Here is a 23,134-nt window from a genome sequence, read left to right as displayed (position 1 = left end):
GGCAGGCCCATCTTCTCGTCAACAAATGATGGGAGGCGCACTTGGCCCATAAGAGCAAGTCGAAGAACAAGCACGGCGGTGACGATGGTGGCGACGGTCAAGGCCAGCCGCCCACGGGCTCATCAGGCACAGCGCAATCGTCCCCGAGCTATGCCCAGCCGGTGCCAGGCGCCGACCCGACCGAATTCGCCATCCATCACCCGACCGATAACGCCGCCTATGCCAAGATCGACTCGCTCAATAAGGAACACAAGCTGCGGCCGCTGGCCTTTCCGGCGCCGCGCGGCGGGACGGAACCGCGCCTGACGCTGGCCGATATCTACGGCGCCGGGGGTAGCGCCGCTGAACAGGCGATCACGCAATCCGGCCAGCTTGTTTTCCATGCCGTTGGCGATACCGGCAGCACGCGCGGCCCGGAAAGCCAGAGCGAGGTCGCGGACAAGATGGTCAGCGATTTCAACGAGACCGAGGCGAAGGACGTGCCGAAATTCTTCCTCCACCTCGGCGACGTCATCTATAATTTCGGCGAGGCCGAATATTATTACGACCAGTTTTACGACCCGTATCGCGGCTATCCGGCACCGATTGTGGCCCTGGCCGGCAATCATGACGGCATGGTCGTACCTGGCTCCGGCGCCACAACCCTCGCCGCCTTCCTGGACAATTTCTGCGCCGAGGATTTCCATCGTACGGCGGATTCGGGCGGCCTGCTGCGCACAGCACAGATTCAGCCGGGCGTCTTCTACACCTTCGAGGCGCCCTTCCTGCGCTGCTTCGTGCTCTATTCCAACACGCTGGAAGATCCGGGTGTCATATCATCGGAAGACGGCACCTGGCCCGAAATCGGCGACAGCCAGCTCGCCTTTCTGGAAGCTGCGCTGACCCGCGCGAAGCACGAAAAATTCGCCGGCGCCATCATCATCGCCCATCACCACCCGGCCTATACGGCAGGCACCCTCCATGGCTGGAGCATCACGCTGCGGGAAGAAGTGGATGCGATCTGCGACAAGGTCGGGCTCTGGCCGCATGCCGTGCTGTCGGGCCATGCCCATAACTATCAGCGCTTCACGCGCCTGCATGGGGATATGCAGATTCCCTATATTATTGCCGGCAATGGCGGGCATGCCGTCGCCAAGCTGTCGCGCAAGGAGCAGTTGCCGCTGCGCGCGCCGACCAAGCTGCAAATGCCGAAAGGCGACAAGGATCAGGTGATCCTGGAAAGCTATGACGACCAGGATTACGGCTATCTGCGCATCGTGGTGACTGAGACGCAGCTGCGCATGGAATACCACCCGGCCAGCGATGGAGAGACGGCGAAGACGCCGGACGATACCGTCGTGATCGATCTGGCGACCTACAAGATCGCGCCGCTGATTTCCTAACCCCGAACGGCAGGCACAAAAAAGCCCGCGTCCTTTCAGACGCGGGCTTTTTCTATCGCCGGGGCGCGAAGGCTATTCTTCGTGCCAGGACCGGCCGTCACGCTCCAGCAGAGCGACGGAGGCGGAAGGCCCCCAGGTGCCGGCGCGATAGGTCTTCGGGAATTCGCCCGAGGACATCCAGGCATCCATGATCGGATCGACCCAGCGCCAGGCGGCTTCCACTTCGTCACCGCGCATGAACAGCGTCTGGTTGCCGCGCACGACATCCATGATCAGCCGCTCATAGGCATCGGGGCTGCGCACCGAGAAGGCCTTGGCGAAGCTCATGTCCAGCGGAACATGCTGCAGGCGCATACCGCCCGGACCCGGATCCTTGATCATCAGCCACAGCTTGACGCCCTCATCAGGCTGCACGCGGATGACGAGGCGATTGGCCTGCAACTGCCCGGCGCTGTCGTCGAAGACGCTATGCGGAATCGGCCGGAACTGGACGACGATTTCCGACACGCGCGAGGGCAGGCGCTTGCCGGTGCGGAGATAGAAGGGGACGCCGGCCCAGCGCCAATTGCCGACCTCGGCCTTCAGGGCGACGAAGGTCTCGGTCATGCTGGTCGGGCGTTCCAGCTCTTCCAGATAGCCGCGCACCGGACCCTTGGTCGAAGCGCCGGCCGTATACTGGCCGCGCACCGTATTCTGCGCGACCTGGGCCGGATTCATCGGCTTGAGGGAGTGCAGAACCTTGAGCTTCTCATCGCGCACGCTGTCGGCGTCGAGCGAAGTCGGCACTTCCATCGCCGTCAGGCAGAGCAGCTGCATGATGTGATTCTGGATCATGTCGCGCATCGCGCCGGCCGTATCGTAATAGCCGGCCCGGCTTTCCAGGCCCACTTCTTCGGCGACCGTGATCTGCACGTGATCGATATAGCGCGCGTTCCAGACCGGCTCGAACAGGGAGTTGGCGAAGCGCAGAGCCATGAGGTTCTGCACCGTTTCCTTCCCGAGGTAATGGTCGATGCGATAGACGCTCGATTCCGGGAAGATCTTGCCAACCGAAGCGTTCAGCTCCTGGGCGGATTCAAGATCATGGCCGAGCGGCTTTTCGATCACCACGCGGCTCTTTTCGGTGATCAGCCCATGGGCGTTGATCTGCTCGCAGATCGGCCCGAAGATATTCGGCGCGGTCGAGAGATAGAAGACGCGGATGCGGTCCTTCTCCTCGTTCAGGCGCTTGGCGAGATCGCCCCAGCCGTCCGAGCCGGTGGCGTCCATCGACACATAGCCGACGCGAGCGACGAAACGCTCCAGCACCTCGGCGTCGATATCGGCCTTCGGCACGAAGCTTTCGATCGCCTCGCGGGCGGTCTTCTGGAATTCGTCGTCCGTGACCTTGCGGCGGGACGTGCCGATGATGCGCGCCTCGGCCGGCAGCTGGCCGTCACGGTCACGCTGATAGAGGGCAGGCAGTAGTTTGCGGCGAGAGAGATCTCCCGAACCGCCGAAGATGACGAAATCAAACGGATCGACGGCAATGATGCGTGCGACCATGCGACAGGGCTCCTTTTCAGGCGAGGCCCCACCATACGCGAGCGTGAGAAATTGGCTAGAACCCTGGCCTTCGCATTTGCACCATAAGCGCTGCGCGAGAGACGCTTGACGGCGCGGGCAGGCTGGCGTCAACCCGAAGCATGACCGTTTCATCACCATTGCCGCAAACCGAGACCGTCAGCGCGCGCTACCGCGATCTGGACCTGTGGGACAGCCCGACCGCGCTGGAAACCCTGTGGGAAGGGCAGATGGCAGCCATGGCGGCGCTGCGCCCGGCCCTGCCCGCCCTGGCGACGGCGGCGGATGCCGCCGCTGCGCGGCTGAGTGCAGGCGAAGGCCGGCTGATCTATGCCGGAGCCGGCACCTCCGGCCGACTGGCCGCGCTGGACGCGGCCGAATTGCCGCCGACCTTTGACTGGCCCTATGCGCGGACGCATCTCGTCATCGCCGGCGGAACACAGAGCCTGCTGCGCGCGGCCGAGGGGGCGGAGGACAATGCCGATGCCGCCCGCGCCGAGATTGCGGCGGCGGGCATCAGCCCAAACGATGTGCTGATCGCGCTGGCCGCCAGCGGCACCACGCCCTTCGCCATTGCCGCCGTCGAGACGGCGCGGGCCGCCGGCGCGCTGACCATCGGCATCGCCAATAGCCCCGGTGCGCCGCTGCTGGCCGCCAGCGAACACGCCCTGCTGCTCGCGACCGGTGCGGAAGCCATCGCGGGGTCTACGCGCATGAAGGCCGGCACCGCCCAGAAGGCGGCGCTCACCTTGCTGTCGACCCAGATCATGCTGCTTCTGGGCCGCATCTATGAAGGCCGCATGGTCGAGATGCGGCCGACCAATATCAAGCTCCTGGCCCGCGCCCAGCGGATGGTGACCGACCTGACAGGCTGCCCGGTCGAGGAGGCCGCCGCGCAACTGGAGGCGGCCCAAGGCCGGATCAAAACCGCCGTTCTGATGATCCTGCGCGGCATCGACGCGGCCCAGGCCGAAGCACTGCTTTCCCGCCATGCCGGAATCCTTCGCGCAGCCTTGGCGGAAGGACGCGAAACTCCGCTATAGGCAATCGACCTTCAAACCTGCCCCGCTTTCGGGGCAGCCATGTCAGGGAAACGACGATGACCGAGACCCAAAAGGGCGCGGATATCCGCATCGAGCATGACGCGCTGGGCGATGTCCCCGTGCCCAGCAACCGCCTTTGGGGCGCCCAGACCGAGCGCTCCATCCACAATTTCCCGATCGGACGGGATAATTTCAAATGGTCGCGGCCCGTCATCCGCGCTTTCGGCATCCTCAAGAAATCGGCCGCGCTGGCCAATGGCGAGCTGGGCGAATTGCCGCCCGAAAAGGTCGCGCTGATCGTGCAGGCAGCGGAAGAGGTGATCGAGGGCCAATGGGATGACGAATTCCCGCTCGTCGTCTTCCAGACCGGCTCCGGCACGCAGAGCAATATGAACGCGAATGAAGTGATCGCGAATCGCGCCATTCAAATCGCGGGCGGGGTGCTGGGCTCCAAGAAGCCGATCAACCCGAATGACGACGTCAATCGCGGCCAGTCCTCCAACGATACCTTCCCGACGGCGATGTATATCGCGGCGGTCGAAGTGATTGCCGGCAAGCTGCTGCCCGCCATCACCGTGCTGCACGATACGCTGGATGCCAAGGCGACAGAATTCGCCCATGTCATTATGATCGGGCGGACGCATTTGCAGGATGCGACACCGATCACGCTCGGCCAGGCGATCGGCGGCTGGGTGGCGCAGCTGGATGAAGCCGCCCGCGCCATCAAGGAAAGCCTGCCCTGGCTGATGGAGCTGGCCATCGGCGGCACCGCCGTCGGCACCGGCCTCAATGCCCATCCGAAATTCGGCGACACGGCGGCCCGCCATATTTCGGAAGTGACCGGTCATCCCTTCGTCTCCGCGCCCAATAAATTCGCGGCCCTTTCAGCCCATGACGCCATGTCCCATGCCAGCGGCACGCTGCGCACCCTGGCCGGCGCCCTGATGAAGATCGCCAACGATGTCCGCTGGCATGCCAGCGGCCCGCGCGCCGGACTGGCCGAAATCCACATCCCCGAGAACGAGCCGGGTTCGTCCATCATGCCGGGCAAGATCAACCCGACGCAGTGCGAATCGATGACGATGGTGGCCGTGCAGGTCTATGGCAACGACGCCGCCGTGGCCTTCGCCGCATCCCAGGGCAATTTCCAGCTCAACGTCTACAAGCCTGTCATGCTGTATAATGTCATGCAGTCTGCGACGATCCTGAGCGAGAGCATGCTGGCTTTCGAAGAGCATTGCGCGCGCGGCATCGAGCCGAATTACGAGCGGCTGAAGCATAACCTGGAAAGCTCGCTGATGCTGGTGACCGCGTTGAATCGTCACATCGGCTATGAAAAGTCGGCCCAGATCGCGCTGAAGGCGCATCGCGAGAATAGCAGCCTGAAGGAATCGGCCCTTTCGCTCGGCTTCGTGACGGAAGCGGAGTTCGACGCCTGGGTAAAGCCGGAAGACATGCTGGGGCCGACCGCCGCCAAGTAAGCGACGGGGCCGCAGGCATTTAAAAAGGCCGCTCCGGTTTTCCGGGCGGCCTTTTTTCTGTCAACGCGGCCGGCAGAAGTCAGTTATGGAGGTTGTTGTAGCGCACCCAGCCTTTGACCGTGCCGTCCGAAGTCTGCATCTGCATCTGGATCGAGGGCTCGCGCATGCCGTCTGCCTGGATACCGACCAGTGCCGCAGATTCGCCATTTGTTACCATCGTGCAATCACCAGGACTGCCAGCCGAGTAGTTTTCCAGCGATTGTTCGGAGGGGCAGATGGCGGCGGCACCGCGTATGAAAATCGGCTTGCCGAGATCGAGCGTATGATGGCCGACAGATATCGTCTGACCATTGATGAAATAGGCCGCCATGCCGGCCGGCGGCGGCGTTTCCCCGGTCAGGATTGCCGTCACCACCCCGCCGGCGATGACGAACATCAACGCGCCTAGCAGGGATTTGCGCGCAAGCGAATTCTCGCGCGGCGCTGAATTGCCAAACTGGCCGGGGGCATGAAAGTCGGGATCGCCGCTCACACTCTGTCCGCTCACAACCTGATACTTCGCTCTCGGGGCGCCTGCGCCACCCACCATTTAATGCCAAATCGCGACCGAAATCATCGGCGCGACTCACTATATCGCCGCTTTCCTGACAGGCCGAAGCCGCAAATAGGGCGGGATGTGACACGAAATGTGAAGGTGGGCCGCCCGCGCTCAGGCAGTCTCCGTCACAGCCGGTAGGCTGTCTTCGCCAGCCGATAGGCCAGATCATGCGCAAGGTCTTTTGCCTCATCCTCGTCAAGCCGATGTTCCGCGACAAGCCCCGCCAAAAACGCGCAATCAACACGGCGCGCCATGTCATGCCGCGCCGGAATCGAAAGATACGCCCTAGTATCGTCATTGAAGCCGACGGTATTCGCGAAGCCCGCGGTTTCGGTCGCGATCGTGCGGAAGCGCTTCATCCCTTCGGGACTGTCGAAAAACCACCAGGGCGGCCCCAGCCGCAGGCAGGGGTAGTGGCCGGCAAGCGGCGCCAATTCCCGCCCGTAGCTGGTCTCGTCCAGCGTGAACAGGATCAGCGTCAGGCCAGGATTATTGCCCAGCTTGTCCAGCAGCGGCTTCAAGGCCCGCACATAATCCGTGGGCGATGGGATATCGGCCCCCATATCCGGCCCGAAGCCGTGGAAGATGCTGGGATTGTGGTTGCGGACGGAACCGGGATGCAGTTGCATCACCAACCCGTCGTCGATGCTCATGCCCGCCATCTCGGTCAGCATCTGCGCCCGGAACAGTTCAGCCTCGGCTGCCGTCACGCCGCCCCGCAGCACGCGCGCGAACAGGCGTTCGGCCTCAATCTGCGGCAGGTCAGCCGTCTGTGCCGTCGGGTGGCCGTGGTCTGTCGCGGTGGCCCCCATCGTCTTGAAAAAGGCGCGCCGGGCGCGATGCGCCGCCAGATAGCCCTGCCAGGTCGTGGCCTCGCCGGTCATCGCCAGAAGCTGGGCGACATTCCCGGCAAAGCCTTCACGCTCGGGATCGACCGTGAAATCCGGCCGGTAGGTCGGCACCACGCGGCCGTCCCAGCCCGAGGCGCGGAGCGCCGCATGATCGTCGAGCGCGCTGAGGGCGCTGTCGGTGGTCGCGATGACTTCCAGATTGAAACGCTTGTAAAGGGCGCGGGGGCGGAAGGCATCCTGGGCAAGGTGATCTGCGATGCTGTCGTACAGCCGGTCGGCATTGGCCGCGCTGAGGCGTTCGGTGATGCCGAACAGGTCTTCCAGCGGCTGCTCGAACCAGAGCCGTGTCGGCGTCCCCTGGAACAGGTGGAAATGGCCGGCAAAGATGCGCCAGATCGCGCGGCTGTCGGTTTCCACCGGCGCGCCATCCCGGCGGGGTATTCCCAGCGATTCAAGCGGCACGCCCTGGGAATACAGCATGCGGAAAATATAGTGGTCCGGCTTGACGAAAAGCGTCGCGGGGTCCGGGAAGGCCGCATCTTCGCTGTACCAGCGCGGGTCGGTATGGCCATGGGGCGAGATGATCGGCAATGCCGCGACCGTCTCATACAGCCGCCGCGCAATCTTGCGGGTGGCGGGATCGCTGGGAAAAAGCCTATCTGGATTGAGTGCCATCGTCGCGTGGTCCCGATTTATCTGCTGCCGGAGGGCGCTTTCGCGACGCTCTCTTCTTTCGAAGGAAAGATTGAAATTGATATATCAGTATGTCAAGTAACGCCGACCAGACGCTGCCACCCGCCGTGACCGAGGCGATTGCGACGACGCCACAGGCGCCACGCGTGACAGCGGCCGTCGCGATCTATCGGCAGTTGCATGCGGCGATCCTGCGCAACGACCTGGCGCCCGGAACCGCCTTGCAGGACAAGGTGCTGAGTGCCGAGTTCTCCGTCAGCCGCACGCCGGTGCGCGAGGCGCTGATTCGCCTGGCCGAAGACGGGCTGGTGGATATCTTTCCGCAATCCGGTACCTTCGTCTCCCGCATCAAGGCCGATGCGATCCCGGAAGTGCTGGATATCCGGCAGGCTTTGGAATGCCTGGCCGTCAAGCGTGCCACCGCCTCGGCTCACCCAACCGATATTGCCCGGCTGGACAAAATTCTGGCGCGGCAATCCATACTGGCAGAGGCCGGCGATATGATGCCGTTTCATGATGCCGACGAGCTTTTCCATGAAACGATCGGCCTGATCGCGGAACGCCCCGGCCTCTGGACCCTGGTCAAGCAGGTGAAAGCCCAGATCGACCGCACCAGGATGCTGACGCTGCCGGCGCCAGGCCGCATGGCGCAAGTGGTGGCCGAGCATCGCGCCATTCGCGATGCGATTGCCGCCGGGGACGCGGCCAGTGCGCAAACCGCGATGACAGTGCATCTGCACAGGGTCATCCCCGATCTGGCCCGGCTGCGCGGCGAATTTCCGGCCTATTTCACCTGATGGCGGCCAGGTTGACGCGCCGCGTGATGCTGGCTGGGCTGACGGCAGCGGTCAACTGCCCCGCCCCCGTTCGCGCCGCTGGCGGACGTGAGATCATACCGGTTTGGCCTGGCATGCCGCCGGGCGGCTCTGGCCCTTCAGGGCCAGAGCGTGTCAGCGCGCGCGGCGCCATCAGCCATATCGCGACACCGCATCTGCGCCTCTATCGCCCGGAAAATCCCAATGGCGCCGCCGTTTTGATCGCGGCCGGCGGCGGCTACCGGCATATCGAAATGGGAACGGAGGGCGCGCCCGCCGCGCATTGGCTGGCGGCGCGCGGCATCACCGCTTTCGCCCTGCTCTATCGCCTGCCGGATGAAGGATGGTCGGCCGGACCCGACGCGCCATTGCAGGATGCGCAGCGGGCGATACGCGTCATTCGCGCCGCCAGTGTTGGTCTTGGCCTGAACGGCCGGGTCGGCGTTCTGGGCTTCTCCTCCGGCGGCCATTTGATGGGCATGGCCGCGACGCGGTTTGGTGACGAAACCTATGCGCCGGTGGACCAAGCCGACCGGCTCTCAGCCCGGCCGAACAATGCCGCGCTGATCTATCCGATCATCACGCTCGACCCGCCCTATGACGGCACGTCGACGCGACGCGTTCTGATCGGCGATAACCCGACGCAGGCGGCGCGGGCCGAATGGTCCGTGCAGACCGGCGTGCGGCGTGACTGTCCGCCGGTCTTTATGGTTCAGGCTCAGGACGACCCGATTTCCAACCCGGAAAATTCGCAGATCATGCAGCAGGCCTGCGACGCTGCCGGCGTGCCGGTGGAGCGGCATCTGCTGCGCACCGGCGGCCATGGTTTCGACATGGGCAGAACCGGCAGCGACACCGGACTATGGCCCGGCTGGTATCAGGCCTGGCTGAAGCGCCAAGGGATGTTTCAAATCACCGGTTAGTCACACCGTCAGAAATCGACCCCAAGCGGACCGTTAAACCCTGATTGCCGCGGTTAAAAAGCCGACTCTTTCCAGATGAACATTGTCTTGTAGAATCGCGGCTGGAGGTTAACCTGAGGAGATGTGCTTTGAGTGCTGATACAAACGACACCGGCGGCAACAAATCCTTTATCGTGATCGTGACGCCGCGCGCTCGTCCCGATAAAGTCGACTCTGCCCGACATGCGCTTGAGGCGATAGCCGAACCAACTCGTGCAAATCCGGATTGCTACGAATTCCGGATATTTCAGGATAAAAATGATCTCCAATCCTTTACCCTGATTGAACGTTGGGTCAGCCTTGACGCCGTCCTCGTCCATGGGAGACGAGATTACATGGCTGAGTATATGGCTTTAAAAGATGACATCTTTGAAACGCCGCCACGAGGCAAATTTTTTCACGAACTCAGCACCGCGCGTTCCGATGATTAGGTCGTCTTGCGACCCAAGTGAGACAGTCAGAAGTCGCGCTTACCTAATTAATAGCGGACCTAGCAGTTTTCTAATGTTCTGACCTTCTACTTGAGGACCGCCGCCACGAATTTAGGAGGGTAAAGCAAATTTCGTGATGAATCACCAGGGTCGTAGAGCACTAAGGGGTTGGCTCGGATTGTCAGCATCAATGGATCTATATACCCGGGGGAAAAAGTGCTCATTACCGGAAGTCCGCTGCAAGTATTCTCTTCAAGCCCGCCGTCGCGGTCTCGGAACTGATACACAAGGCGCAATGACTTGCCATAGCGACTGCTGATTTCATTTTCTTCGATTATCTTTGCAGGTGCCAAGGTGCCCCACTTCATCAAACGAACTTCTTTTCTATACCTAAGGCCAATCACCGCCAAATAAGGGAATGAAAAAGCGATTCCGAGCAGACCGCCGGTCATGAGGATCTGAGCATACTGACTCCAGTCACTGGATCCGGTGTTTTCATAAAAAAGATAAGCTATCACAATTCCAATGAAAAAAACGGGAGTAGCAAAAATCCAAAAAGCCGACTGGATCGCTGTCCGCCATTCGAGCGTTGAGCTATAAGATCGTGGATGTGGCTGATCCATCTCCTCGGGTAAGTACCAATCATTATCCAGCATAGGCCTTCGCTCAGGCCGCGCTGATGCGGCCGCTAATTGAGGGCAATTATTCCGCATGCAGCAGCTTTATGAAAGCTGTAAACTGAAATCGACCCGACTTTGCTTCTGATGGGATATCTGAATGCTCCAAGATCGGAAATGGTGCAGGTGCTGAAGAATGACAATCGCAATAGTATCGATATTGACTATCGAATTGCCTGGCTTAGCTCGCCTTCAAAGCGGCATTCACTGATAGTGCCGTTTGGCCGCGTCTTCAGCGCGACCGTCCAGAAACTACCTGGCTCGTCAAAAATAAATCTTATTAAACTTCCCATTATAGATGCCATTCGCACTTACGAATGTAAGAGTTACATTAATCCTGAAGTAACCCGACCACGAAAGGAAACTTCCGGATTAACCATCTAACATAACACGTCCTATGATGGCAGCTACAACGGGAACCTTAATATATCTTTGTTCCCGTTTAGATGAGTGACGGGTTCATTCGACCATCTTGGCAGCATTGAATAATCCTGGACATACTCTCCAGGTTTTCCGAAGAGATTCTCCAAAGTTGCAACGTCATAGCTATTGTGTGGCTCTGGAAAATGCAAACGAGATCTGGCTTCGATATTGTCTGGCAGTCTCGTCCACTTACCTATGTCGAACCTGATACGCTTATACCCCAGTAAGGGCTCCGTTTGGTGTTCGAAAGTTTCCTCGAGGCCGGACGGCAGAGCACGAAATTTTCCCGGTGAAGCGCTCATCCAGGGAACCTTGGTCGCTCCCGATATCGCCTTAATATGATCATCGACGAAAAATGCGTCTTCGAAAATGAGCTTGCTTTCGAAAGCCCGCTTTAGATTTTCGATAACATCTAGCGCCGATTTTGGCTGTAAGAACAGTCCATTAATTCTTGCTGTAAATGGACGTTCATCGACCAGCGCGGGCGCGAGAAGAGCGCTGGCACGACGTTTGAGCATATCCTTATCGCGTATCTCTTCACGTTGATGTGGAGACAATGAAATGCCAATCATCATCGTTTCTGAGCCATCAGAATCTATAGTGGAGGTCCGAAATGTGCCGCCTGCGAAGTGCTCACCTTTACCGGATATGAAACGCCGAGGCTTTTCAGAAGCTATTTCACTCTCCTGATCGAGCACCGATTTGAGGCCTTTGCTTTCAATATTATCCTCGGCACTCATTTCCAGACTTCCTCAATAAAATCAACGGGAATTTGCGGCTGAAACGGCATGTTCATAGTGCTCAAATGATTTAACTCAGGCATTCAGAGGTGATAAGGCGTCTGTTCTGCGGAAAACCCAATTCAACCTGGTGTTCCGGCATTGTCTGATCGAAAGTATAAAGGCTTCTAGGTCCGCTCGGGCTCATTTGTGCTTATAAGCCGTAATTCCGCTTCCCCCCCCCGTCTCGGACAATCACCTGATCACTTGGACTGTCACTTACCGCCTCACACTGGCCGCGAGCGGCACCTCCAAGGAATCGCCAACCACGGTGGATGACACAAAATCGAGGAAGGCGCGCACCTTGGCCGGCGGCCGGTGGCGCGACGGATGATAGACATGGAGCGGAAAGCGCTCCTCGTTCCAGTCCGGAAAAAGCTCGATCAGCCGGCCGCTGTCCAGAAGTGGGCCCATGCCCAGCATCATCGGCTGCGCGATGCCCAGCCCAGCCAGGCAGGCGGAGACTGCCGTTGTCGCATCATCCAGAATAAGCCGCCCATGGACTTTCACGGGCAGAATGCCGCCGTCGCGGTGAAATTCCCATTCGAAGGGCCGGCCGGTGACAGGGTCGCGGAACAGCAGGCATTCATGGGCAGGGGTGCCGAGATCCTCGGGATGCGCGGGCCGGCCGTAGCGCGCGATATAGGATGGCGCCGCGCAGGTCATGATGCGCGTTTCCAAAAGTTTGCGGGTGATGAGGCCGGATGGCTCAGGCTCCCCGAAGCGCACCGCCGCGTCAAAACCGTCTGAGACGAGATCGCCCAGCCGGTCCCGCACGACGACATCCAGTTCCAGCCTGGGATAGGCATCCAGAAAAGCCTGCAAATGCGGCACCAGAAGCAGAGAGGCGAACCACGGGTCGCAATTGATGCGCAGCCGCCCCTGCACCGCCTGCGCCTCCCCGGCTGCCGCGCGCGTCGCTTCCTCCATCGCTGCCACCAAGGGCGCGAGGTCCGCGACAAGGCGTCGCCCGGCGGCGGTCAGCGACGTCGCACGGGGATTGCGATCGAACAGGCGTAAATCCAGCCGCGCTTCCAGCCGGCCGATGGCGCGGCTGACGCCGGAGGGCGTCAGTCCCAAGACCTCCGCCGCGCGGGCGAAACTGCCGGTCTCTGCCACCGCCATCAGCGTGCCGACGCCGCTCAGCAGACGGCCATCAAAATTCATCGTGATTTACAGTCATCTTTAGGCTGACGAAGATGCGCTAACGTCATGCAATGTCCAGCCCCTAAAACCCGTCTCACGGCGGGTTCACCGCCAAAAGGGACAGACAATGACGTTGCAAGACAAAACCGTGGTCGTGCTGGGCGGAACATCGGGTATCGGTTTCGCCATCGCTGAAGGCGTGGCGGCGGCTGGCGGCCGCCCGATTATCGTTTCCCGCGCCCAGGCCAATCTGGACGCGGCTCTGGCTCGTCTGCCCGCTGCCGCCGCAGGCCATGCGGTCGATTTGACCGACGAGGCCGCCGTCGCTGGCCTGTTCGAGCAGATCGGTACGTTGGATCACCTGGCCTATACGGCCGGTGAAAGCCTGATGCTGGGCGCGATTGCCGAGATGGAGCTCACGGCCGCGCGCCGCTTCATGGAAACCCGTTTCTGGGGTGCCATCGCCGCTGCCAAACATGCAGCACCCCGCATCCGGCCGGGTGGGTCGATCGTCTTCAGCTCCGGCATCGCGGGCGCCCGTCCGCCGCAGGGCGGTTGGGCCATGGGCGCCAGCATCTGCGCCGGCATGGAGGGGCTGACGCGGGCACTGGCTGTGGAACTGGCCCCCACGCGCGTCAATCTCGTCTCGCCCGGCTTCATCCGCACGCCGCTATGGCGGGATATTCCCGAAGCCGACCGCGAGGCGCTGTTCACCTCCGTCGGCGCCAAGCTGCCGGTCGGCCGCGTCGGCGAGCCGGGCGAATTGGCGGAAGCCTATCTGTTCCTGATGCAGGCCGGATTCACGACCGGCCATGTGCTGGTCGCCGATGGCGGCGGCCTGCTGGTTTAGGATTTGTTGAGTGAATTGGAACCAACTTTGAAACACGTCATCCCGGCCTTGAGCCGGGATCTTCTTACTTGGGCGTCACGGCAAAGCGTAGAAGATGCCCGCTTTTGCGGGCATGACGGTGAGGAAGGCGCTTCAATTGAAACCGAAACGATCTAGCCTTCAGGACAAAACGGGTCCTCGTCGCGCGGCCAATAGCGCGGCGAGCGGCGCGTATAGGGAATGCGGCCGAAATCCTGGCTCAGCGCGCCGGGTGACGAGGCGTACAGCACGTCACCCGCAATCGGCGCGAAACCGGCATGGAAATGCTGGTTCGATTTCACCACCAGAATACGCTGGGTTGCCGGGTCAAGCCCCAGCGCCACCATCGCCTCAGGGTGGAAACTCTGCGTGCGCAGACTGCATAGAATGATATTGATGCCCTGGCTCTCCACCCAGGCGCAGGCACCGAGCGAGACCGGCGCATCGCCGAACCGCTGATAGACCTCATCGGCCAAAGCCTTGATCGTGACAGGCAGATCGACCGGCGCGCCGGAACTCACGCCGCATTTGCCGCCGATGCGCAGGTCCAGGCTGGCGCCAAGCCCCGCCTCCTGACAGAAGCGCACGGCCATCGGATCCCATAGATAGCCGATGGTGATGCGCTCGATATGCCGGTCCAAAGCGGCTTGCAGAAAAAACGTGGCATCGCCCGGCGCGCCGCCGCCGGGATTATCCGCGACATCGGCGATGACGATGGGCAGGCCCGGTTTGTCTTCGGCCAGTTCCAGCGCCACTTCCAAAGCCGCATCGCATGTCAGGCAATGAGGCAGAACCTCCTTGCGCAGCGCGAAAAAGGCTTCGCCGTAATGGCGCGCGGCGGCAGCCGCCTTTTCAGTGTCACCATCAGCGACCGCCAGCAGCTTGACGCCGACATCAGGAACATCCGCCCAGGGAAAGCCGTGAATGAGGGACAGCGACAGAATGCCGCCCTGCCCTTCGCCTTTCGCCAGATGATCGACGAAGTCGCGCATCGGCTTGGCCGTGGGGCGGAACATGCCGACCATGCGGCAGTCATATACCGCCATCACCGGCCTGCTGCGCCCGGCAGCGGCATCGGCGATCAGCGTGAACAGGTCATCGGCGCGGACCGGAATATCGACATGCGGATATTCCTTATAGGTCAGCAGAACCGTCGCGGCCTGGACCATGGCATCGGTCAGATGGCAATGCAGATCAAGCTCGACGCCGATTGGCACATCGGGGCCGACGATGGCGCGCACTCGGCTGAGGATCTCGCCCTCACAATCCTCATAGCCGTCCGCGACCATGGCGCCATGCAAGGCGAGCAGCACGACATCAGGCTTTGCTACCTCAAGGTCGTGCAGAATTTCGTCGCGAAAGCCTTCGAAGACAGGCCGCGTCGTGATGCCGCCCGGCTCGGCAAAGGCGCAGAGGCTTTCCGCCACATCCCAGCCCAAAGCCTCCGCCCGGCACCGCCAGACATAAAGCTGCGCCGAGCAGTAGTTCTCAGGCTGACTCGTCGCATCGCCATGGGCGACGAAGCCCTCCGCGAAAGCCTGCGCGCCGGTCGGCAATGGGGCGAATGTGTTGGTCTCGGTATCGAGGGCAGCGATGAAAAGTTTCATGCCACCGTGGATAGCAGCGCCTCCGCCAGGGCGGGAAGTGTGTGTTGCCGTGTCATGCCCGGATTCTCATGCTCAAGCAGCCAGGCCTTGCGCGGCAAGCCGCCGCCATAGCCGGTGAGCGCGGAACTGGCGCCGATGACGCGATGGCAGGGCACGACGATGGCGATAGGGTTGGCACCATTGGCAGCCCCCACGGCACGGGACGCATTCGGCCGGCCGATACGGGCAGCGAGCTTGCCATAGCCCATGGTCTCGCCAGCCGGGATATCGCGCAAAGCCGACCAGATCTGGCGCTGGAAATCCGTGCCGCCGGTCGCCGTCTTGACCTTGTTGATGGCGCGAAAGTCGCCCGCGAAATAGCGGTCCAGTGGCGCGCGCAAGCTTTTCGGCGCGGCTGCGGGCTGCAAGGCGACCGCACCGTAATGCAGCGACAGCAGCCGGCGCATCCGCATTTCATAGTCATGGAAATCGAGGGCGCGCAGAACGTCGCCTTCGAAGACCAGAAAAATCTCCCCGACCGGGGACGGGATACGATCAATCGACAAGAGCATCTTTTTTCTCCTTGCCCGTCTTCGCGGGTGGAACCGTGTTCAAAGCCTGCAACCAGAGATGAATGGCGGCATAGGCTCGCCAGGGCCGCCAGCTTTCGGATCGCGCTTCCAGCGCTTTGGCCGAAAGCCCGCCCAAAACGCGCTGCATGCCGACATCCTGCGCCGGAAAGGCATCGGGCTCCCGCAAGGCGAAGAGCGCGATGCAATGCGCCGTCCAGGGGCCGATGCCGGCGACCGCCGTCAATCGGCCGATGGTCTGGTCAAGATCGCCGCCGGGCGCCAGCAGATCGGGATTCTCAGCTTCCGCGCGGGCAAGGTTGATGATGGCCGCTGCCCGCGCGCGCGGCATGTTGAGGTCGAGGCTGAGATGATCGGCAACCGCGACCAGACGCTCCGGCGATGGAAACAGACCGGTCAAGCCGGGAATGCCGGTCTCGATCGCCGTGCCGTAGCGCGTCACCACCTCGGCCGCCAACCGGCGACCGGCAGCCACACTGACCTGCTGGCCCAGGATGACGCGCACGGCGCATTCGAAGGCGTCCCAGGCACCGGGCACGCGCATGCCCGGCCGAGCGGCGACCCAGGGGGCGAGGGCGGCGTCGGTCGCCAGATGCGCATCGATCAGCCCAGTATCGGCGGCGAGATCGAACAGCGCGCGCAGACGCGCCACGATCTCAGGCAGATAGGCCAGTTTCGGAAAATCGATGCGCGCCGTCAGGCTGTCACCCGTCCCGGGTGACACGACAACGGTGCCATGATGACCGCCGAGCGTAATCAGCCGGGCATAGCTTTGCGGCGTCACCGCTTCCACGCCCGGAATGGCATGGGCGGCAAGGGCCGTGATGACACCATCCCAGTCATAGGGCGCGCGATAGGGCAGGCTGAGTGCGAAGCTGCGATCTGCCTGCGGCTTGGCTAAGCGGCGGCGCATCTGGCTGGGCGGCTGGCCATAGAGATCCTGGAAAACATGATTGAAGCGGCGCAGGCTGCCGAAACCGCTGGCCAGTGCCACATCGGTCAGCGGCAAATCCGTTTCCATCACCAATTGCCGGGCCAGCAGATGCCGCCGCGTTTCCGCCACCTGTTTCGGGCTGGCGCCCAGATGCTCGGCAAACAGACGGCGCAGATGCCGCTCGCTCACACCCAATTTGCGCGACAGGCGGGGTCCATCCGTTGCATAGCCCAGCGCGATCAGCGCCATGGCGCGTTCGACGAGCGGATTGGCCGGTGCCGTATTTGGTGCGCGTTCCGGCCGGCAGCGCAGGCAGGAGCGGAAGCCTGCCACCTCCGCCGCCGCCGCGCTGGGATAGAAGGTGCAGTTCTGTTCTTTGGGGGTCTGCGCCGGGCAGATCGGGCGGCAATAGATGCCGGTGGTGCGCACGGCCGTGAAAAAGCGGCCGTCGAATCGTGCGTCGCGGGTCGTCAGCGCCCGGTAGCAGATGGCGGGATCGAGCTTTTCCGCAACAGGAGGATTGGCTGTGAACATGACGGGATCATGCCACGCAACCGCCCCTGCCGCTCGCCGTTTTCGGACATGACCGTCCGCACGCGGTCATGCCTGACGGGTAACAGCCTTGGCTTGCGGCTGACGGCCGCTCCAGAAACCCGCGAGAAGCGAGCCGGAAATATTATGCCAGACCGAGAAAATGGCACCCGGCAGCGCGGCGAGGGGCGTGAAATAGAGCTTGCCCAGGGTCGCGGCCAGACCGGAATTCTGCATGCCGACTTCGAAAGCAAGCGTCCGGCAGATGCTTTCGTCGAAGCCGAGCAGACGGCCGCCCCAATAGCCGCCTAGATAGCCTGTTCCGTTATGCAGCAGCACGGCCAGGAAGACGATCGGCCCGACGGTCGCGATGGCGCCGGCCGTTCCGGCCACGACCGCCGCGATGATGAGCAGGATGCAGACCATGGAAACCAGCGGCAGGATCGGCTCGACCTTCCGCACCGCCTTATGCGCTACGACATTGACGAAGACGCCAAGGGCGACGGGGATCAGCACGATGCGCACAATGCTTTCCAGCAGGCCCCAGGTATTCACGGCAATGCCGTGGGAAACATAGAGGCGCACCAGCAGTGGCGTCGCGATGACGCCGACGATGGTGGAAACGGCACTGATCGTCACTGACAAGGCAACGTCGCCGCCCGCCAGATAGACCATGACGGTGGAGGATGTGCCGGAGGCGACCGAACCCACCAGGATCATGCCGACCGCCAGTTCCGGCGGCAGGCTGAGGATCTTGGCGATGACGAAGGCCGCGAGCGGCATGATGATGTAATGCAGAACCAGCCCGGCAATCACTGGCCCCGGCTCGCGCGCCACGCGGCGGAAATCGCCCGGCGTCAGTGTCACGCCCATGGCGAACATGATCAGACCCAGCAACAGCGTCACCCAGGGCAGAAGGCTTTTGAAGGTCGGCGGAACCAGGAAGGCGGCGACCGCGATCAGGATGGCCCAGAGAGGGAACAGGCGGGTGACGACACGCATCAGGCGATTCTCCGGTCGTGAGCCAGACTTCAGGACCGAAGCGACGCACGGGCAGGGTCAGAAAGAATGTGTCGCCTAGCGTCTTTCGTTCAGGTCGAAAATTGCCGAAATTGCCTGCCTGCTGTCCGTTTAGTGATGGTGGTGCGCGTGCTCGTCCATTGCGGGCAGCTTCGCCCGGCCGCCGCCGCAGCAATGGCGCGGCGCCATCCGCATCGGATTGCGCTTCGCCAGCACAAGGGCGCCGACGGCCACCAGTCCGAACAGGAGATTGAGGACGAAGGTATAGTTGATGGAAAAGTGCGCCATCATGGCGGCGGCATGCGGGTTGCGCGCCGGAATCCAGCCCAGACCGTTAAAGGCCAGATCCATGATCAGGGCTGCGATCACCATGGTCGCGTAGAAAACGCCACCGATATAGGCCGCCATCTTCCAGCCATAGGTCCGCCGATAGACATCCAGCAGCGGCAGCACAATCAGATCAGCGAAGAGAAAGGCCAGCACGCCGCCGAAGCTGACGCCCGATCCCCAGAGGATCGCGGCCATGGGCACATTGCCGATGGAGCAGACGAAGGACAGCATGGCGACGATGGGCCCCAGCAGCGCGTTGGCCGGTACCTGAATCCAGGGGCTCGCCCCTTTGACAAAAAGGAACTGCCAAACGCCGTCGGGCACAAAAGCGCCCAAGATGCCTGCGATGACGAAGCCGAGCACGATATCCTTCCACAGCATCCGCCAATCCATGACGAAGCTATGGGAGGCGTGAACCCAGGTCTCCCGGCGGCCGAGCTTCTGCCAGACGCTGCCCGGAGCCTCCGCCATCGCGCCATGATCATGGCCATGGCCCCCGGCTTCGGGGAAGCGCCGCGCCGCTTCCACCAGCTGCGCCGGATAGGTGAGCTTCACCAGCAGCGCGAGGATGCCGATCAGCACCACGCCGCCAATCCACTCGCCGGCCATAAACTGCCAGCCCATCAACAGTAGCAGCACCACGCCGAGTTCAATGACGAGATTGGTGGACGCGAAAAGGAAGGCGAGGCTCGGCACCAGCGCGGCCCCGCGCTTGAATAAAGTGCGGCTGACAGCAGCGGAGGCATAGGAGCAGCTGGAACTGGCCGCACCCGCCAATGTGGCCAGGATGATTTCCTTCGGCCCGTTGCGGCCCAGCGCCTTCTGCATCCCCTGTTTGGAGACGAGGGTCTGCAATAGCGCGGAAATGGCGAAACCGAGCACCAGGCTCCATCCCACCTGCCAGACCATGCCAATGATCAGCATCGCGGCCCGGCCCAAATCGTTCAGAAAAGCACTCACACCCGTCACTCCCGCTTAGCGGCCCTGACGGGGGAGGATAAGGCTTCCCACTATGGGAAGGTCCAGCGCTTATTCCGGTCGCTGGCGGTCAGGCAGCCATGCTGCGGGCGAAGTGGTCGGCGTTGCGGATCGCATCCTCTGAAACCGTCATTCGTGCAGTATCCAGGTCGTAGCGCAATTGCAGGTTCAGCCAGAATTCCGGGGATGTCGCGAAAGCATGACCGAGCAAGATCGCGGTTTCGCCTGTGATCCGCCTTGTTCCGTTGATGATGGCCGTAACGCGATTGGTCGGAATGCCCAGGTTTTGCGCCAGCTTATTGGCGCTGACGCCATGCGGCTCCAGAAATTCTTCCTTCAGAATTTCACCCGGATGGATCAGCAAGGCCTTGTCCATCACCGCGCCTCCTTCAGTGGTAATCGACAATTTCAACGTCCGTGGCACCGTCCCGGTCCCACACGAAGCAGAGCCGGTATTGGTCGTTCACGCGGATAGCGTGCTGGCCCGCACGATCCCGCTTAAGCGCTTCGAGCCGATTTCCGGGCGGTGAACGGAGATCGTCCAGGCTTTTGGCTGCATCCAGCATGAGCAATTTCCGGCGCGCCACGCGCTCAAACGCTTTCCAGGCCGGATCCCGGACTGGCCATCGAACAGATCCCGCAAAGATTTCGAGCGAAAACTCTTGATCATGCCATTGAGAAAAATAGTAAATTTTACGCCTTACGTCAAACGTAAAATTTGCCGCACTTGCCCCGATTAGAGCGTTTCCAGCTTTCACTGAAACGACGTCATTCCCGCGAAAGCGGGAATCCTCTCCCTTTGGCATTGTAACAGGGCATAGAAGATGCCCGCTTTCGCGGGCATGACGGTTGCGGAAGCGCTTCAGCCCAAAATTGAAACGCTCAGCCTTTCAATGCACTCACGCCGACGAGGTCAGCCAGCACCGGAAAAATCTCGGGCGCACCGGCGGCCAGGGGATGGCCGGTCCACATGCCGTCATGGGCCAGGAAATCGCTGACCGTGCCGCCCGCCGCTTCGATGATGCAAAGCGCGGCCAGGCAATCCCAGGAATTGATATGCTGCTCGACATAGCCAAGCAGACGGCCGGCGGCGACATCGCACAGCATCAGCGCGCCGGACCCGTTGCGGAAGAACATGCCGCCCTTGTTGAGCAGCGCTTCCAGGATCGGCAGGAATTTGGCGGGCGGAATGCGGGCGGAATGGCCCATGCCGGTCAGCCCGTCGGTGATCTTGGCATTCGGCCGCACATGGATCGGCTTGCCGTTCAGCGTGGCACCCTGGCCGCGACGGCCAATGAAAATCTCCTGCCGCGCGGGCGCGGCCACGAAGCCGAGTTCCGTGCGGCCGTCGAGCACGAAGGCGATGGAGACGCACCAGTTCGGCATATTGCTGACGAAAGGCTGCGTACCGTCGATAGGGTCCACCACCCAGATGCCGCGCGCCCCCTCAACCGCGTCCGTGCGGCCGGTTTCCTCGCCCAGAAACGCATCTTCCGGAAAGGCGTCGCGCAGCCGGTCCCGGATCAGGATTTCGGTATTGAGATCGGCCTCGCTCGCCATGTCCTGCGGGCCTTTGCTTTTGATCGTCAGCGTGCCGAGGCTCTGGAAATAGCCCAGCGCAAGGGCTGACGCCTCCTCCACCAGACGGGTGCCGAAGGCGAAGCGGGAATCGAGATCGAAATTAGCCATTTTTTCTCTTTCGTGGAAGAAGCGGATCGGCGGTCGGACGCTCAGCGCCATAGCCAGGCGGCGCCGCGCACGCCGCTGCTGTCACCATGCTTGGCCCGGCGGATCGGCGTGTCGAAAACGGTGGAAAAGGTATAGCGCGCCAGCACCGGCGGCAGGTCACGATACAATTCATCGACATTCGACATGCCGCCGCCCATGACGAAAATATCGGGGTCGAGCGCGTTGACGACCAGCGACAGGCCGCGCGCCACGCGATCGACATAGCGCTGCCAGATCAATCCGGACAGGCGGTCGCCCCGGCGCATGGCCTCGATAATGCCCGGCGAGGTGATCGTATCGGGGTCGATATCGGGCGGCGCGTGGCGCAGGTAATCGGTGCGGAAGGCGCGGCCGGAGACCCAGGTCTCCATACAGCCATGCTTGCCGCAATAGCAGGGCGTGCCGGGCAGTTCCGTCAGGTTCGGCATGGGCAGTGGATTATGGCCCCATTCGCCGGCGCTGTTATTCGGCCCGTGATGGGCGCGGCCGCCAACCGCGATTCCGGCCCCCGCGCCCGTGCCGAGAATGACCGCGAAAACGACATTGAAGCCGGCGCCGGCCCCATCCACGGCTTCGGACGCCGCCAGACAATCGGCGTCATTCTCGACCCTGATCTCCCGCCCCAGCACGCGCTTCAGATCGGCTTCGACCGGCCGGCCGAGCAGCCAGGTGGAGCTGGCGCCCTTGCCCAGACGCGATTTCGGTTCCAGCGAGCCAGGAATGCCGATGCCGAGCGTACCGGTGCCGCCGGCAGCCGCCTCCAGCCGCTTCACCAGACTGGCGATCAGCGTCAGGCAGCCGTCATAGTCATGACGCGGCGTCTCGGCACGGAGCCGGGCGATCTCGGCGCCGTCCGGCGTCATGGCGATGCCTTCGATCTTGGTGCCGCCCCAATCGATGCCGATCAGCATAGCCATCTATCCCCTGCCATCGGGCGCATCTTGGTCGTGCGCCTCGTCTACGGTCACTTATGCCGCTCCCCTCGACACCTGTCATCTCACGGGACTGAAAGGGATGATGCTTGAGGCGGGGAACCCCATCCGCTAGGCACGCGCATGGCCAAGACCCTGTTTCTCCCCAATGCCACCATCCACCTGCACCAGCATGACCTGCCGCCCGATGTCGATCTGGGACCGTCGGTTGCCGTGGATACCGAAACCATGGGCCTGAACCCCATGCGGGACCGGCTATGCCTGATCCAGCTTTCGGCGGGTGACGGACAGGCGCATCTGGTGCAACTGATCCCGGAATCCCTTGGCGGCCGGGGCTATGACTGCCCCAATCTGAAAGCGGCGCTGGCTGACCCCGCCCGCCAGAAGCTGATGCATTTCGCGCGGTTCGATGTAGCGATCCTGTTCCACGCGCTGGGCATCCGCGCGACCCCCGTGGTCTGCACCAAAATCGCGGCCAAGCTGGTGCGAACCTTCACCGAGCGCCACGGCCTGCGCGACCTCTGCCGCGAGTTGCTGGGCGTCGATATTTCCAAGCAGCAGCAGACCAGCGACTGGGGCAATCCTGAACTGAGCCCCGAGCAACTGGCCTATGCGGCCTCGGACGTGCTGCACCTGCACGCGCTCTGGGCGCGGCTGGAAGCCCTGCTGATCCGCGAAAACCGGCGGGATATCGCGCAAGCCTGCTTCGACTTCCTGCCGGCCCGCTGCGAGCTGGACCTGCTCGGCTATGACATGCCGGATATCTTCGCCCATCAGGGCTGAGCTGCGACAC

23 protein-coding genes are annotated in these 23,134 nt (G+C 62.2%); 8 read left to right on the top strand and 15 right to left on the bottom strand.

The window, feature by feature from the left end; genetic code table 11:
• Positions 1 to 41: 41 nt before the first annotated feature.
• Positions 42 to 1,382 carry a metallophosphoesterase family protein gene (locus ASILVAE211_RS00665; RefSeq protein WP_227319361.1) on the top strand — a complete coding sequence of 447 codons (1,341 nt, stop codon included), beginning with the start codon at positions 42 to 44 and terminating at the stop codon, positions 1,380 to 1,382.
• 72 nt (positions 1,383 to 1,454) lie between these two features.
• On the opposite strand, the gene zwf is transcribed toward ASILVAE211_RS00665, so the two are convergent.
• Positions 1,455 to 2,927: a glucose-6-phosphate dehydrogenase gene (zwf, locus tag ASILVAE211_RS00660; RefSeq protein ID WP_227319360.1), complete on the bottom strand. Its 1,473-nt coding sequence runs from the start codon at positions 2,925 to 2,927 to the stop codon at positions 1,455 to 1,457.
• A gap of 140 nt (positions 2,928 to 3,067) precedes the next feature.
• Between zwf and ASILVAE211_RS00655 the strand changes: the two genes are divergently transcribed.
• On the top strand, positions 3,068 to 3,988 hold the full coding sequence (locus tag ASILVAE211_RS00655) for an N-acetylmuramic acid 6-phosphate etherase (protein WP_227319359.1): 921 nt from the start codon (positions 3,068 to 3,070) through the stop codon (positions 3,986 to 3,988).
• A 56-nt stretch (positions 3,989 to 4,044) separates the two neighbouring features.
• Positions 4,045 to 5,469 carry a class II fumarate hydratase gene (fumC, locus tag ASILVAE211_RS00650; protein ID WP_227319358.1) on the top strand — a complete coding sequence of 475 codons (1,425 nt, stop codon included), beginning with the start codon at positions 4,045 to 4,047 and terminating at the stop codon, positions 5,467 to 5,469.
• A gap of 79 nt (positions 5,470 to 5,548) precedes the next feature.
• Here the strand turns inward: fumC and ASILVAE211_RS00645 are convergent, their stop codons facing one another.
• Complete coding sequence (locus ASILVAE211_RS00645; RefSeq protein ID WP_227319357.1) at positions 5,549 to 6,001, bottom strand: hypothetical protein; 453 nt, start codon at positions 5,999 to 6,001, stop codon at positions 5,549 to 5,551.
• Positions 6,002 to 6,192: 191 nt separating this feature from the next.
• Positions 6,193 to 7,593, bottom strand: a complete 1,401-nt coding sequence (gene uxaC, locus ASILVAE211_RS00640) for a glucuronate isomerase (RefSeq protein WP_227319356.1) — start codon at positions 7,591 to 7,593, stop codon at positions 6,193 to 6,195.
• Between the two features lie 89 nt (positions 7,594 to 7,682).
• On the opposite strand from uxaC, the gene ASILVAE211_RS00635 reads away from it, so the two are divergent.
• The 3 genes from ASILVAE211_RS00635 to ASILVAE211_RS00625 all read left to right on the top strand — a co-directional run bounded on the left by ASILVAE211_RS00635 (position 7,683) and on the right by ASILVAE211_RS00625 (position 9,819).
• Entirely contained in the window at positions 7,683 to 8,408 is a 726-nt protein-coding gene (locus ASILVAE211_RS00635) for a GntR family transcriptional regulator (RefSeq protein ID WP_227319355.1), read from the top strand.
• The gene (locus ASILVAE211_RS00630) at positions 8,408 to 9,349 is read left to right on the top strand and encodes an alpha/beta hydrolase (RefSeq protein ID WP_227319354.1); all 942 of its coding nucleotides are present in this window, start codon (positions 8,408 to 8,410) and stop codon (positions 9,347 to 9,349) included. Before ASILVAE211_RS00635 ends, ASILVAE211_RS00630 begins: the two co-directional genes overlap by 1 nt.
• Positions 9,350 to 9,477: 128 nt before the next feature.
• Entirely contained in the window at positions 9,478 to 9,819 is a 342-nt protein-coding gene (locus ASILVAE211_RS00625; protein ID WP_227319353.1) for a putative quinol monooxygenase, read from the top strand.
• An 86-nt stretch (positions 9,820 to 9,905) separates the two neighbouring features.
• On the opposite strand, the gene ASILVAE211_RS00620 is transcribed toward ASILVAE211_RS00625, so the two are convergent.
• The 3 genes from ASILVAE211_RS00620 to ASILVAE211_RS00610 form a co-directional block, all read right to left on the bottom strand.
• Positions 9,906 to 10,475: a hypothetical protein gene (locus ASILVAE211_RS00620; protein WP_227319352.1), complete on the bottom strand. Its 570-nt coding sequence runs from the start codon at positions 10,473 to 10,475 to the stop codon at positions 9,906 to 9,908.
• A 428-nt stretch (positions 10,476 to 10,903) separates the two neighbouring features.
• Positions 10,904 to 11,659 carry a hypothetical protein gene (locus tag ASILVAE211_RS00615; protein ID WP_227319351.1) on the bottom strand — a complete coding sequence of 252 codons (756 nt, stop codon included), beginning with the start codon at positions 11,657 to 11,659 and terminating at the stop codon, positions 10,904 to 10,906.
• A gap of 258 nt (positions 11,660 to 11,917) precedes the next feature.
• Positions 11,918 to 12,865 (bottom strand): LysR family transcriptional regulator, encoded by a 948-nt coding sequence (locus ASILVAE211_RS00610; RefSeq protein ID WP_227319350.1) that lies wholly within the window; start codon positions 12,863 to 12,865, stop codon positions 11,918 to 11,920.
• A 106-nt stretch (positions 12,866 to 12,971) separates the two neighbouring features.
• Here ASILVAE211_RS00610 and ASILVAE211_RS00605 point away from each other — a divergent pair, with 106 nt between their 5' ends.
• The gene (locus ASILVAE211_RS00605; RefSeq protein WP_227319349.1) at positions 12,972 to 13,694 is read left to right on the top strand and encodes an SDR family oxidoreductase; all 723 of its coding nucleotides are present in this window, start codon (positions 12,972 to 12,974) and stop codon (positions 13,692 to 13,694) included.
• Positions 13,695 to 13,846: 152 nt separating this feature from the next.
• On the opposite strand, the gene ASILVAE211_RS00600 is transcribed toward ASILVAE211_RS00605, so the two are convergent.
• The 9 genes from ASILVAE211_RS00600 to ASILVAE211_RS00560 form a co-directional block, all read right to left on the bottom strand.
• Positions 13,847 to 15,319 (bottom strand): M81 family metallopeptidase, encoded by a 1,473-nt coding sequence (locus ASILVAE211_RS00600; protein ID WP_227319348.1) that lies wholly within the window; start codon positions 15,317 to 15,319, stop codon positions 13,847 to 13,849.
• Positions 15,316 to 15,870, bottom strand: a complete 555-nt coding sequence (locus ASILVAE211_RS00595; RefSeq protein ID WP_227319347.1) for a methylated-DNA--[protein]-cysteine S-methyltransferase — start codon at positions 15,868 to 15,870, stop codon at positions 15,316 to 15,318. The genes ASILVAE211_RS00600 and ASILVAE211_RS00595 overlap by 4 nt, the downstream gene beginning before the upstream one ends.
• Positions 15,854 to 17,356, bottom strand: a complete 1,503-nt coding sequence (locus ASILVAE211_RS00590) for a DNA-3-methyladenine glycosylase 2 (RefSeq protein WP_227319346.1) — start codon at positions 17,354 to 17,356, stop codon at positions 15,854 to 15,856. Before ASILVAE211_RS00590 ends, ASILVAE211_RS00595 begins: the two co-directional genes overlap by 17 nt.
• A 66-nt stretch (positions 17,357 to 17,422) precedes the next feature.
• Positions 17,423 to 18,355, bottom strand: a complete 933-nt coding sequence (gene panS / locus ASILVAE211_RS00585; RefSeq protein ID WP_319799521.1) for a ketopantoate/pantoate/pantothenate transporter PanS — start codon at positions 18,353 to 18,355, stop codon at positions 17,423 to 17,425.
• Positions 18,356 to 18,484: 129 nt separating this feature from the next.
• Positions 18,485 to 19,663, bottom strand: a complete 1,179-nt coding sequence (locus ASILVAE211_RS00580) for a permease (RefSeq protein WP_227319345.1) — start codon at positions 19,661 to 19,663, stop codon at positions 18,485 to 18,487.
• Between the two features lie 88 nt (positions 19,664 to 19,751).
• On the bottom strand, positions 19,752 to 20,057 hold the full coding sequence (locus ASILVAE211_RS00575) for a HigA family addiction module antitoxin (RefSeq protein WP_227319344.1): 306 nt from the start codon (positions 20,055 to 20,057) through the stop codon (positions 19,752 to 19,754).
• Between the two features lie 13 nt (positions 20,058 to 20,070).
• Positions 20,071 to 20,487, bottom strand: a complete 417-nt coding sequence (locus ASILVAE211_RS26435) for a type II toxin-antitoxin system RelE/ParE family toxin (protein WP_456304479.1) — start codon at positions 20,485 to 20,487, stop codon at positions 20,071 to 20,073.
• A 76-nt stretch (positions 20,488 to 20,563) separates the two neighbouring features.
• Positions 20,564 to 21,370: an inositol monophosphatase family protein gene (locus ASILVAE211_RS00565; RefSeq protein ID WP_227319343.1), complete on the bottom strand. Its 807-nt coding sequence runs from the start codon at positions 21,368 to 21,370 to the stop codon at positions 20,564 to 20,566.
• 41 nt (positions 21,371 to 21,411) lie between these two features.
• Positions 21,412 to 22,326, bottom strand: coding sequence for an ROK family protein (locus tag ASILVAE211_RS00560; RefSeq protein ID WP_227319342.1), 915 nt, complete (start codon positions 22,324 to 22,326; stop codon positions 21,412 to 21,414).
• A gap of 138 nt (positions 22,327 to 22,464) precedes the next feature.
• Here ASILVAE211_RS00560 and ASILVAE211_RS00555 point away from each other — a divergent pair, with 138 nt between their 5' ends.
• Positions 22,465 to 23,124 carry a ribonuclease D gene (locus ASILVAE211_RS00555; protein WP_227319341.1) on the top strand — a complete coding sequence of 220 codons (660 nt, stop codon included), beginning with the start codon at positions 22,465 to 22,467 and terminating at the stop codon, positions 23,122 to 23,124.
• Positions 23,125 to 23,134 lie beyond the last annotated feature (10 nt).

It is taken from the genome of Acidisoma silvae (genome assembly GCF_020618775.1).
GTDB lineage: Bacteria > Pseudomonadota > Alphaproteobacteria > Acetobacterales > Acetobacteraceae > Acidisoma > Acidisoma silvae.
The sequence above is the reverse complement of the archived record's forward strand: the minus strand, read 5'-3'. Positions and strand labels throughout refer to the sequence as shown.